This is a genomic window from Streptomyces sp. NPDC030840, from assembly GCF_055572015.1.
In genome coordinates, this window is sequence record NZ_JBVIEE010000011.1 from 177272 (window position 1) to 190729 (window position 13458).

A 13458-nucleotide genomic window follows, 5' to 3' on the forward strand; every position below is an offset into this window, starting at 1 on the left:
CACTTGCCCACCGTCCGACCCGCCGCGTCCCTTGTCAGGCGTTCTCAGGAAGCACGAACCTCTGATAATGAAGCGCCCACACGCCGGACGCCTTACGGATCTCCCGAACCGCGCTCTCGTCCAAGCCCCGAGCTGTGACGATCCGATGGGACTCTTCCTGACAACGTCGCTCGAATTCAGCCGCACCGTCGGCCGTGGGCAGTCCTCTCTCCAGGGCGGTGGCGGCGCGCAATGCGATCTCTTCGACCTCGGCTCCCGAGGCTTCGCCTTCCACGTTCTCCAGCGCCTTGAAGACCCGCCTGACAACTCGCGAGTAATCGGCAACGAAGTCTCGCGGCAGCAGGTCCGGGGGGAATTCACCAGAAAGCATCTCATTCGCCGCGCTTGCGTCCCGCAGGAGTTGCTCCCTCAACTCGTACCCACGGAAGAATCGCCAGATTCCTCGCACGCCCGCGTCCACCCGGTAGTAGAGCTGCTGGAGCCGTTCGTTGTCGCCGCACGCGGCAAAGACAGCACCACCCATCCTCGCCGCTGCGGAGCAGCCACAGGCGACTGCTTCCTGACCACTCACACCCGGCATCTCAACAACCTTCCCCGCGTCTCCGAACCATCGGAGAAAACCGCGGAGCCAGGTGTCACCTGGCTCCGCGAAGGACTCACCGACCCTATCGTCACCACTCAGCCGTGGTGTCCGACGTGATGTTGGCTCCCACTCTCCTGAGGTAGTTCTGGCAGGGCGTACAGATCGGCCTGCTCACCACCAGGAGCCGCGGTTGGATCTGCAAAATCCCCGCCGCCTCGGTGAACATCTTCACCTCGGCGTGCCAGAGGTTCTCCTTCGCCACCGTCTTCAGAGGCTGAGGCACACGAATGGCAAGGGTTCCGGTCCCGAGGTCCGGCAGCCTCTGCCACTGCCCCTGGGTCAGGTCGGCGCGAGCTCCGACCGCGACGATGTCCAGGCCGCGAGAGTTGCCGGGGACATCCGCGTGAAGGGCACCCATGGTGCGCCAGCCGGCTCCGGCTCCCACGGCGTCCGTGATGTCGTCCACCATGTCGGTCAGGTGGTCGATATCGGCCCCGCCCGTACCACAGTTGTGGACGAGGACGGGCGTCTGACGGGCCAGCACGTAGTAGGTGTGCAGGTCGCTGACAGTGAGGTTGTGGACCGTGGCGGAGGTCGCCGTCCAGCGTTCGATCGCTGTGATCTGGACGTGGGTACCGGCGCTGGTGCGCAGCCACTGGCCCGCCTTCAGGTCGGTGGCGTCGATCCACTCACCAATCTCCGGGACCCAGAACGGGTGCCCCTCGGTCGCCGTCACCTCAGCAGTGGTCTCGGCGTCGTTGCCGTTCGTGCTGACGGTGACCTTGACCAGGTGCTTGACGCCCTCGCCCTTGATCTCGGCCGTGACCGTCTCGGCAGTCGTCTCGCCGGTCTTCGGGTCACTGGCCAGGACCTTGTCGCCGTTCTTGACGTCCTCGATCGGCTTGGTGGTGCCGTCGGCCATCAGGACCTGCGTGCCCGGGACGAAGCTGTTGTTGATCGGACAGCTCGCGCCGGCGTCACTGCTGTTGCCCTTGCCGCCGCCGCTGGACGACTTCGCCTTGGCCTGCTTCGTCTGCGGTCTCGGCGTTTCCGCCTTCTTCGCCGAGGTTTTCCGCGCCTTCTGGACCGTGTTCCCGGTCTTCTGCGCCGCCCGTTTCGCCTGTCTGGTGGCCGCTTCCTTGGCCTTCTTCTTCAGCTGGGCCGCCCGTTCAGCCGCCCGCTTCTTCGCCTCCTTGGCCTTGCGCGCCAGCTCACGCGCCTTCTTGGCCATCTCGATGATCTTGCGGGCCTTCTCCTTGGCCTTCAACAGGGCGCTGACCGCGCTCGCGATCTTCGCCGCCGCCTTCAGAACCCCCGGGATCTTGCCCAGCTTCGTCCACGGGATCGCGCCCACGACCATGCTGCCGCACGCCCACAGATCACCCCGGGAGAAGCAGCCCACCAGGTCGTTCCAGCCGACGAAGTCCTTCAGCGCCGCCCAGCCGACCGACATGATGACGTCCGCGATCGACGTGTTCAGCGTCTTCTTCGCCCACGCCTCCGCCGACGCCGACGGACCGCCGTAGCCGCCGTTGCCGCCCTCCGACGCAAGCCCCGACGGGTCCGCGAACGTCACCGGGTTGTTCTCGCAGTACACGTACCCGTTCATCTGCACCGGGTCCGCCAGGTCCAGGACCGGGTCCGCGGACAGGAAGCGGCCCGTCGTCGGGTCGTACTCCCTCGCCCCCAGGTGCACCAGACCACCGGCCGCGTCGTCGTCGCCGCCCACGTAGGAGCGGTGCGAACGCCAGGCCGTGCTCTCCGAGCGCTCCACACCGAACGGGTCCGTCTTGGAGAACTTGACCCGGTTGCCCGACGTCAGCGCCACGTTCACGTACGCCGTGCCGTTCTGGTCGGCCACCTGCACCGACAACTCGGACGCACCCGAACCGATCGCGTGCCGCATCACCGTCGGCGCACCCGGCTGGGAGTAGTACCGCTCCGTGTACGCCGGCGTCTTGTTGGCGTTCAGCGAGATCGTCGCCTCGCCCAGGTACAGCGTCCGCTCCGTCGCCGACAGCGCCATCAGACGCGAGCCGTCACCGCCGTAGACGTACACCGTCTTCTTGTCCGGCGTCCACGACTGCGCCGCCGAGCTGTTGCAGGTGTACAGCTGCAGGTCCGTGCCGTCCGCCGAGTTGGAACTGGGCACGTCCAGGCACTTGTCCGAGTCGACGTGCTTCAGCGTGCCCGTCGAGGTCGCCGTCCACTTCTGGGCGTTCGCGCCCGTGCAGTCCGCGATCACGATCGCCGTGCCGTTCGCCGTGCCGCCACCCGACGGCACCGCGCACTTGCCCATGATCTTCAGCGCGCCCGTCGACGGGTCCGACGAACCCGCCGGCGCGTCGATCCGCAGCTTCTGCGCCTTCGTGCCGTTGCAGGAGTACAGCTGAAGCGGCGTGCCCGCCGTCGTCAGCCCGCCCGCCAGGTCCAGGCACTTGTTCGCGAGACCCTTCCACGCGCCCGAGCCGTTCTCACCGAAGCCCGTGACCGACTTGACCTGGCCGTCCCACGTCCACTCCAGCGCCTGCTCGTCGCCGTCGTACGTGCGCTTCGTCGTGTTGCCCGCGTCGTCGTACTCCAGCTTCGTCGCCTTGGTGACCTGCGCGCCCGAGTCCGCCTTGTACGTCGAGGACATGCCGGTGAGGGTGTGCGGCTGGGTGCCGTCCGACGCCCCGTACGTGTACGTCGTCGTCGCGTCCTTCGAGGTGTCCAGGCCCGGGTCGTGCTCGATGAGCTTCTTGCGGTTGCCCAGCGCGTCGTACTCGTACGTCTGCCAGTAACCCTCGTTCGCCGCCGTCACGTTCGTCGTGCCGTCGTCGTACTTCGGGGCCGCCTTCGTCTTGCCGGAAGCGGTGCAGCTGCTCGGTGCCGTCCAGGCCTCGGTCAGCTGGCCCAGCGCGTCGTACGTGAAGCACTGGCGGTCCGTCACCGAGTTTGAGGTGTCCGCGATCGACGTGACGTTGCCGGCCGGGTCGTACGCGTACGCCCGGGAGTTGACCCGGTGGCCGGTCACCGCAGTCGTGTCGCTCGTCGACTGGCGGTCGACGATGCTCCGCTGCAGCTCACCCGTCGCCTCGTCGAACAGGTTCGTCGTCCATACCCGGTTGGGGTTCTCGCCGCTGACCGTGCGCAGCACCTGGCCGTACGGGGAGTACGAGGTCTGTGCCGTGTACCACTCCTGGCCCGACGTCGAGACCGGCAGGCCGTCCTCGTTGTAGCGGATCACCAGCTTCTCGGCGGGCAGCGTTCCCACCGACGGCAGGTTCACCGACTTCAGCTGACCCGACTCCGCGTACTCGAAGCTGTACGCGTACTCCTTCTGCAGGCCGGACGCCGTCGCGACCGCCTCGGGGATCGTGATGCGCTTGCCCAGCGGCTGGTAGTCGGCGGTGTAGCCGGTCACCGACGTCGTGAACGCCATCCCGTCCGTGTAGCGGGTCTGCGACGTCGGCAGGCCCACGCCGCCGATCAGCGTGTCGTACTCCGTGGACGCCAGCAGCGTGCCGTTCTCACCGTTCTCGCGCTGCTCGACCGGGCGGGACAGCGCGTCGTACTTCGTCCACACCGTCGCGTTCTCGTCGGTGACCAGCGTGGGGCGGTTGAGCGCGTCGTACTTCGTGGTCGTCGTGCCCGTGTCGGGGTCGACCGCCTCGACCTCACGGCCGCGCGCGTCGTACTGCCAGGTCCACGTGTTGCCCTCGGAGTCCTCCGCCTTCACACGGTCGCCGCGCCAGTCGTACGTGTAGCGCGTCGAGCGGAACTCCGTACGGGCCGCGTTGGTGAACGTGTCCACGCGGACCGTGCGGCCCTGCGCGTCCGAGAAGCTGCGCTGCACCGCGCCGCCCGACGGGGGGATCACCGTGGAGTAGTCGTCTCCGTAGACATAACGCGTCTGCTTGGCGGTGCTCTCGGTGCCGTGCAGGTACGGCGTCTCCGTCAGCGTGCGGCCCAGGCCGTCGTACGAGTACAGCGTGGCGTTGGGGACCTGGTAGTCGGAGTCCAGCTCGAACAGCGTCGTCGACGGGTTGCCCGTGTCGTAGTACGCGTTGTTCGTCCGCGCGATGGTGCCGTTGGCGCTGTAGAGGATGTCCGTGATGAGGCGGCCCTTGCCGACCGCCGGTTCCTGCTTCTGGCGTTCGCGGCCCAGGCCGTCGTAGATGACCGTGGACGTCTCGTAGTCGCCGTCGTCCTTCAGGGCCTCCGTCGTCACCGAGACCGGCTGGCCGATCGTGGTGTCGTACGTGAACTTCGCCGACGGGGACTTGGACGTGGACCGGGTCGGGGACCATGCCTGAGTGGTGCGGCCGAGCGCGTCATAGGTGAAGGTCGTGGTGCGCCCGTTGACGTCCGTCTCCTTCAGGGACACGCCGCGGGCCGGCTCCAGGACGGTCGTCTCGCTCTGTTGCAGCGCGTTGGTCGTCTTGACCTCGTACACCTGGCCCGTGGACGGGGTGTAGGTGGTCTTGTCGACGTTGCCCGCCGCGTCGGTCGTGGACGTCGTGCGGCCGTAGTCGTCGTACGAGACTTCGCCGTCCTTCGTCCAGCTGCCGCCGTCGCCGCTGACCGCCCATGTCGTCGTCGCCGAGCCGGAGGTCGGGGTGTCGCCGTACGCGCCCTTGTCGTAGGCGACCCGCGAGCCGTCCATCCAGTCCTCGGCCGTGGGCGTCTCCCCGCAGGTACCGGCGGTGGTCAGCGTCTGCTTGGGCAGGCCGATGAGGTGCTTGTCCGTGTTGTGGACGTAACTCATCTCGGTGCACGTCTCGTCGCCACCCTTGTCGGTGTCGCCGATCGACTCGACCCTGACGGGCAGGCCGTACGTGTCCTCGTACTCGGTGGCCGTCTTCAGCACGCGCCAGGTGCGTTTGTCGTCGCCGGTGCCCGAGGAGTTGGTCACCGAGATGCTGTGTTCGTCCAGGACGCGGTAGGCCTTGAGGGCCGGGATGCCGCCGGAGCGGGTGCGGGTGGCGAGGACCGTGGCCGTCGGGTAGTCGACGTCACGGGTCAGCAGGGAGCCGCCCTTCTTCGTGTACGTCATCGTCTCGGCGACCCGGCCCGCGAAGGGCTCCTTGTCGAGGGCGATCGTCGAGCCGTTGGAGTCGGTGACCGTGACCTCGCGGGTTCCCTCGTCGCCCGGCAGCTTGTCGCCGTGCATGCCGCGGAAGTAGCGGGTCTCGGTCATGCCCTTCTCGGTGGACATGTACGCGGTGGAGGAGTCCGCGCCCGTGTAGGTGCGGACCCGGGAGAAGCCGCGCCACTGGTCGTACGTGCGCGTCTTCTTCTTGCTGAACTCCGCCTGGTTCAGGGCCCAGGCCGCGCCGTCGAGGTAGTCGTACTCGGTGGTGACCGGGTCGACCCCGGTCAGGGCCGGCAGTTCCTGGACCTTCTCCACGACGTACTTGTGGAACCAGTCGATGGTCTCCTTGTCCGGGTCCGGGTTCCAGTAGACGGGGTAGCAGAGGCCCTTGTTGTCCTCCACGTCGGGGAATCCGCTGCCCGCCTTGCAGGCGCCCTCCGGTGCCTTGTACGTGATGTCGGTCTCGCCGCCGTACTCGCTGACGATCCGGGTGATGCGCAGGCGGTCGAAGGCCGGGTTCGGGTCGTTCGAGCCCTCCTTGACGCGGTTCGGCATCGGCTGGGCGTTGGCGAGGAACCGTACGGGGTTGAGGGCGATGGCCTCACCCTCGGTGTCGTAGCCGGTGCGGGTGATCGACTCCAGCCACAGCGCCACGCCCTCGTCGGTGAGGTCGGCGGGCAGGGACTGCTGGAGCTTGAAGCTGTCGACCTTCGACAGAGCCGTCGATCCCTGGGTGCGCTGGGCCCACGTCGTCACCTGGGAGAGGCGCTTGCGCGACCAGAAGGTGGGGACGGGGACGTAGCACTCCTTGCCCTTGGCGCAGTACAGGTCGGCCGGGGTGTCGTACCAGATGCGGTTCTTCCCGAAGTCGCCCGAGGTGAAGTTCTCCTCGGTGCAGGCGAGTTCGCCCTCCTTGAAGCAGCGCTCGTCGACGTCGAAGGTGACCCTGGCGATCGGGGTGCCGAAGAGGGCGCCCGTGCGCAGGCCGTACTCGATCTTCTTCAGGTAGCCACCGCGGTCGTAGGCGACGGTCGCCTTGAACTTCTGGTTCTTGGCGTAGTAGTTGGTCTCCTTCTCCCACCACAGCGTCATGGCGTTGCCGTCGGTGTCGACGACGTAGTCGAGGTTCCAGCGCCAGGCCTGGTCGCAGAAGGAGCCGGCGAAGTCACCGGACTTGTAGCAGGGTTCACCGCTCTGGTTGCCGGCGACGGGGGCGGCGAGGACGGAGTTCGTCGTCGGGTCGCCGCTCGCCCAGCCGGGCAGCTTGTGCCGGCCGAAGTAGTACTGGGTGCCGTCGCGGGTGGTGACGCGCCAGTACTCGCCGTCGGCGTCACCGTTGTCGAGGCCGGTGTTCTTGACGAGTTCGACGCGGGAGCCGTCGCCGTTGGCGGTGACCCACTTGTCGCTGGTGGGGTCGGCGCCGTCGGGCAGCACGAGCTCGGTCGTCTGGCCACCGAGGGTCATGACCGCGTTGTACGAGCCCCAGCACTGGTCGCTGGTCTTCTTGGTGTTGTTGCCGCCCGTCTGGTCGTCGCGGCACGACTTGTACGTGCGGGTGATGGAGCCCGCGTTGTACTCCCAGCCGTCGCCGATCCAGGAGGGCTGGTTGTTGGAGGCGGACGTACGGCCGTCCACGCCCTGCGAGTTGTAGCCGAAGGAGACGGACGGCGAGGGGCCGCCGGGAACCGTCGGGGTCTGCAGCGTGTACGAGTACGTGAAGGCGCCCGAGTTGCCGCCGGCCGACCAGGAGCCGGCGCTGACCAGCGGGGTCGCGGAGAAGTCGCCCTTGGAGCCGCTGCCGGAGTCGGTGGCGAGCAGCACGGAGGATCCCGAACCGGCGGTGGCGGCGGCCAGGGTGGCCAGGCGCGCCTCGGGCCGCTCGCGGTAGACGGCGTCGCCGACCGTGCCGTCGTCGGAGGCCGAGGCGGCGGACGCGGTGGAGGTGCCGGTGGAGGGCTCGGTGGAGGTGCCGCCGGCCGCCAGGGACTCGACGTCCATGGTGGCGAGGATGCGGCGCTCGTACACCGGCCGGCCGTCGCCGTCGGTGCCGGTCTGCTCGACCACGTTGTCGGTGCCGACCTCGGTGGGCTCGGAGCAGCCGTCGGTGTCCGGGGTGGTCAGGAAGCAGGACGGGTACTGGACGAAGGAGAGCCGGTCGGCCCAGTTGGCGCCGTACAGCTCGGAGAAGTCCGTGTAGTCGAGGGCGATCACGGCGTCGCCGGTGGCCTCGGCCGGCGGGGTGACCGTCAGCGCCATGCCCTCGATGGCCGTGTCGGCGAGTTCGTTCTGGCCGGCGAGGGAGACCTGCCACTCGCCCTCCAGCGCGGCGGCCTCGGTGGTGGTGGCGTCCTTGGGGGCGCCGACCTCGACGGGGAGGCTCACACCGTCCTGGCTGACCGGGACCAGTTCGCCGGGAGCGAGGTCGGCGATGTCCTCCGTCACCGTGCCGCCGGCGGGAGCGGTGACCTTGGCCGGGTCGTACTCCTCGGGGTCCTCGGCCTCGGAGGTGGTCAGCTCGGCGAGCTTTCCGCCGTTCTCGCCCTCGGCGTCGTCGGAGTTCGGCAGGTCGACCAGGTCGACGCCGCTGCGGTCGTCGCCGGGCGGCAGCGCGGAGGCACCGGGTACGACACCCACGAGCAGCGCCACGGTGAGCGCGCCGATGACCCCGGCGCGCGCTCTCGCCCGTCTCCGGCGCTCGGCACGATTCCCCGCGAGCCGTCTCCGGCCGCACCACGACAGCGTTCCCCACATAGCGCGGCCCCCCGCTCTCTGCAATTGACGAGCACGAATGCTCCGGCAGGTTTTCACCGAATGTCAACAAGCCGCCTGATGGTGGTGATTTAGCTCACAGAGCGAATTACCCAATTCCACCGGCAAGTAGGGAGCCGGGGTTTATTCGGAGACTATTCCCCCATGATCACCAGAGGTGACCAATTCCGGGTGATCAAGTCAAAGAGGAGACAACTACCCGTCAGGTCGCCACTGGCGATGGGCATTTGATGCGCCATGCCCACTTCGCCCCGCCCGGATCACTCCCGCAGCTCTCCCGCCGCCGGCCTCGTCCACAGAGACGTACGAGCGGACCCCGGCGATCCGTTCACCGGTCCGGACCGGGTAAAGAGTCCGGAATCTCTGGCGCAATCCCCATGCATGGGTCATGCTCTGGTCCGCGCCTTCCCGGGCCGCACCACGTCACGCCCGGCCGCGCAGGGAATTCACAGGGGATGCACGGAGTTCCCGGTTCTCGGGGATTCAGGGGGAGGGGACCCAGCACCATGCAACGAAGTCGCTTCGGCCTGCCCGCGTCCAGACGCGCCCGCGCGGGGGTGGCCGCCCTCGTCGCGGGCGCGCTGGGCCTCGGGCTGCTCACCGTTCCCCTCCTCGACGATCCGGATTCCTCCGCCCCCCGGGCCGGCACGAAGAAGTCCGCCTCCGGGCCGGTGGACCAGGACGCGGCGCTGGAGCGGGCTGTCTCCTCCGGCAAGCGCGTCGAGGTGACCGCGCTGCGCGACGAGGCCTCCTCGACGTACGCCCGCCCGGACGGCCGCTTCGAGCTGGTCGCCTACGGCGCTCCCGTACGGGCGAAGGTGAACGGCGCCTGGAAGCCCATCGACACCAGGCTCGTCGAGGTCGACGGCGGCTGGGCCCCGAAGGCCGCCGCTGATCCCGTGGTCTTCTCGGCGGGTGGGGACGGGCCGATCAGCGGGTCGGCGCGCAAGGCGTCCACGGACGGCACCGGCACGGGTCGCAAGGCATTCGCGGACACCACCGGCACCGACGGCGGCGTCCGCGGCGCCGTGTACACCGTCGCGGACGACGGGCGCGCCGTCCGGGCCGCCGCGGACGCGGAGGACTACACCGAGCTGGCCGTCCTCAGCAGCGGCGGCCACGAGGTCACGCTGAGTTGGCCGGGAGAGCTGCCCGAGCCGGTGATCAGCGGGGCGAGCGCCCTGTACCGGAACGTGTTCGACGGCGTCGACCTGCTGCTGACGGCGCAGGCCAGCGGCTTCAGCCACGTGCTGATCGTGCACAGCGCCGAAGCGGCGGCGGACCCGGCGCTCACAGAGCTGTCGTACGGGCTGTCCTCACCGGACCTGACCTTCCACCTCGACCCGGTCACGAAGGTCGTCACCGGCCGGAACCGTGACGGCCAGGACATCGCCGTATCCCCCACCCCCTACCTGTGGGACTCCGCCGGAAAGTACGCGGTCACCGAGGGGGACGACCCGGAGCCCTCCGAGGAGGACGCCGAGCCCACGCCGTCGTACTCCGAGGAGCCCGGTCAGGAGCCCGGCGAGGAGAGCGCGGCACCCGAGGACGGGCTGGACACCGACGCGCCCGCCGAGACGTCGGCGGACCCGGCCGCGTTCCGCAGCGGTGCGCGGGGGAAGGGCTCCCCGGCCAGGGCCGCGTACGCGGGCACCCGCACCGTGCGGACCGCCCTGACCGCCGCCCTGACCGACGAGGAGGTCTTCGCCCTCCCCGGTCTCGCGGGCGCCGACCCCGGCAGCCATCTGGCCCTCGCCGGCGCCGAACTGAGCGCGCCCGGCACCGGCTCCACCGCCCTGTCCCTCGTCCCCGACGCCGAGTACCTCAAGGACAAGGACACGGTCTACCCGGTCTTCATCGACCCCACGATCTACGGCAAGACCAAGAACTGGACCACGGCGTACAAGAAGTACCCGACCTCCAGCTTCTACGACGGCGCCAACTACAACAGCGGCACCACCGAGGCCCGGGTCGGCTACGAGTCCACCACCTGGGGTCTGTCCCGCTCCTACTTCCGGCTGGGCTGGTCCACCAGTATCAAGGGGGCGCACGTCTCGTCCGCGTCGATCCGGCTGCGCGAGACGTACGCCTGGTCCTGCCAGGACCGTGAGATGCAGGTGTGGCACACCAGCGGGATCTCCTCCAAGACCACCTGGAACAACCAGCCCGACAAGAAGTCGCAGATCGGCAAGAAGTCCTTCTCGCACGGCTACAACTCGTCCTGTCCCGACGCGTACGTCACCTACGACGCGAAGTCGGTCGCCCAGGACGCGGCCGACGGCGGCTGGAAGGAGATGACGATCGGGCTGCAGGCCTCCACCGAGGACTCCGCGTACTCGTGGAAGAAGTTCCGCGCGGAGGGCGAGAGCGCGCCGAAGCTGACCATGGTCTACAACCGCAAGCCGAAGACGCCGAGTTCGCTCGCCCAGTCCCCCGGCGGCGGCTGTGACCGCACCACCCCGTACGTCCACGTCGGCAAGCGCGACCTGGTGCTGTCGGCCGCCTCCTCCGACGCGGACGACACCTCCACCCGGCAGGACCTCAAGTACCTGGACTTCGAGCTGTGGCGCACGGGCTACGGCGACGACAAGATCCTCGACAAGAACGTCACCGTGACCAGCGCGGGCAAGGCGTCCGTCACCGTCTCCAAGTCCTCGTTCACCAACGGCCACCAGTACTCGTGGCGGGTGCGCGCCATCGACTCCAGCGGCGCGGCCTCCAGCTACTCGCCGACGGCCGATCCGAAGGTGTGCCGTTTCCTCTTCGACAGCTCCGTGCCCAACGAACCGATCGTCACGTCCACCGACTTCCCGGCCGCCGACGAGGACGGCTCGGTGTGGTCGGAGGTGAAGTTCGGTACGGCAGGGAACTTCAGGTTCGCGCCGGACGAGGACACCGACATCACGAAGTTCCAGTACTCGTTCAACACGACCACCTATGACACCACCGTGAACGTCAGCGCGGGCGCCTCGGTGACGGTGAACCGCAAGCCGCCCAACGCGGGCCCGAACGTGCTGTACGTACGGGCGGTGGACAGCGCGGGCAACCCCTCGCTCGGCGCGAAGTACCTGTTCTACGTCACGCCCCGCGACAGCGGTGACGAGCCGGGTGACGTCACGGGTGACACCACACCGGACCTGTTCGCGATCACGTCCGGGGGCAACCTGAACATGTACCCGGCGGTCACGAGCGGCGACCTGCACGCCGGTATGGAGGCCGCGCACGACAACGGCACCGGGCTGCTCTCCGACCCCGACGAGGACGGCGAGGACCACCTGCCGGGCTACTGGATGGGTGCGGACGGCAAACCGGCGCTGATCGCGCACGGCGGCGACGCGATGGGCGCGGACGGCGTGGGCGACCTGTTCGCCCGCATGCCGGACGGCGAGCTGTACGTGTACCCCGGCGACGGCTACGGCAGCGTGGACATCTCCGGCCGTATGAAGGTCAGGATGCCCTCGGGTGCCCCCGCCCCGTCGGCCCTCACCCAGATCATCGTGGGCGACTACGACGTCGACGGCCGCGCGGACCTGTTCGCGACGGACACGGCGGGCTCGCTGTGGGCCTTCGAGGGCTACACCGGCGTCAGCTTCCTCTCCGCCACCAAGATGGCCTCGTCGGCGTGGACGGAGCGTGACCTGGTCTCCGTCGGCGACCACGACAAGGACGGCGCCCCCGACCTGGTGTGGCGGTCCGGTGCCTCCAGCCGTCTCTACATCCGCTTCGGCGTCAAGGACACCGCGGGCGGCTCCACCCTCGCGTCCCTGTCCGCCGCGGCGAACTCCAAGACGGGTGCCGACGAGGTCTACGCCGAGGGGTGGTCGCCGACCACCGTGCCCGCGACCCACATCCTGGGCTCGCCCGACGTCACCGGCGACGACATCCCCGACATCTGGGCCCTGGCGAGTGACGGCACCGTCAAGTTCTACAAGGGCGGGGCGGCGACGCTGGGGGCGGGGACGGCGGTGATCAGTGCGGCGAGTGAGTGGGCTACGACCAAGCTGAGCTTCGGATGACGGTTCGCTCCACCGGGTGAGCCGTTGAGAGCTCGGGACTTGCTGTGGTCGGCCGGCTGCGGGTTTGTTGTGGCTGGTCGCGCCCACGCGGCGGAGCCGCATATCAGACACCGACCCGCGCCCCTTGGGGGCCCTGCGGCCCCTTTGGGGCGCGGGGCCCCGCAGGCGTTACTCCGGGCCTGCGTCCAGTTCTTCGACCGGGCGCGGCAGCGGGCCCGCCCGGTCCAGCAGGCCCGTGCGGGCCGCCAACGCCGCCGCTTCCAGGCGGGAGCCGACGCCGAGCTTCATCAGGACGCGCTGGACGTGGGTGCGGGCGGTGCTGGGCGCGATGCCCATGCCGGCCGCGATGAGGCGGGTGTCCTCGCCGTCGGCGACGCGGACCAGGACCTCCACCTCACGCGGGGTCAGCATCTGGAGCAGGCGCTGGCCCTCGTCGTCGGGCTGGGCGGCCGGGTTGAGCACTTCGCTGAAGGCGCCCTGGAGGAGGGCCGGTGCCACCGCCGCCTCGCCCGCCCGCGCCTTCATGATCGCGCGCTCGACGCCCTCGATGCGCTCGTCGTGCCGTACGTAGCCCGACGCGCCCGACGCGAACGCGGCCGCGATGCCGCGCGGGTTCGGCACCGGTCCCAGGACCAGCACCGCCACCTGCGGACGCTCCCGCTTGATCCGTGCCACCGGATCGAACGTTCCCGGCTCGGCGGGTGCCGCCGTACCGAACAGGCACACCTCCGGTGCCCTGGTGATCACCAGCTCCGCCGCCCCCGCGGCGGGCGCCGCCGCGGCGAGCACCCTGTGCCCGCGCAGCTTGAGCGCCGAGGCCAGTGCCTCGGCGAGCAGTCGGTGGTCGTCGACCACCATGAGCCGCACTCCCATCGAGCAACCCCCCAGTCCCCCCAATGGATCACCACTATGGCCGCCCACTGGTCCCCAGGGACAGATCCCCCCTGCCGCCCCCGCTCTTCATGCCCACGGAAGCTACACGCTTGTTCGACGTTGCGCTTCCCCTTGGCGGG

Annotated in this window: 4 protein-coding genes; 1 reads left to right on the forward strand and 3 read right to left on the reverse strand. The window is 69.1% G+C overall.

The annotated features are described in order from the left end of the window. Positions 1 to 34 precede the first annotated feature (34 nt). Positions 35 to 571, reverse strand: coding sequence for a hypothetical protein (locus ACZ49J_RS24185; RefSeq protein WP_467452586.1), 537 nt, complete (start codon positions 569 to 571; stop codon positions 35 to 37). 100 nt (positions 572 to 671) lie between these two features. Beyond that, positions 672 to 8306 carry a ricin-type beta-trefoil lectin domain protein gene (locus ACZ49J_RS24190; RefSeq protein WP_467452585.1) on the reverse strand — a complete coding sequence of 2545 codons (7635 nt, stop codon included), beginning with the start codon at positions 8304 to 8306 and terminating at the stop codon, positions 672 to 674. Between the two features lie 629 nt (positions 8307 to 8935). Here ACZ49J_RS24190 and ACZ49J_RS24195 point away from each other — a divergent pair. Continuing rightward, positions 8936 to 12445 carry a DNRLRE domain-containing protein gene (locus ACZ49J_RS24195; protein ID WP_467452584.1) on the forward strand — a complete coding sequence of 1170 codons (3510 nt, stop codon included), beginning with the start codon at positions 8936 to 8938 and terminating at the stop codon, positions 12443 to 12445. Between the two features lie 168 nt (positions 12446 to 12613). Here the strand turns inward: ACZ49J_RS24195 and ACZ49J_RS24200 are convergent, their stop codons facing one another. After that, positions 12614 to 13318 carry a helix-turn-helix transcriptional regulator gene (locus ACZ49J_RS24200; protein ID WP_467452582.1) on the reverse strand — a complete coding sequence of 235 codons (705 nt, stop codon included), beginning with the start codon at positions 13316 to 13318 and terminating at the stop codon, positions 12614 to 12616. Positions 13319 to 13458: the final 140 nt, after the last annotated feature.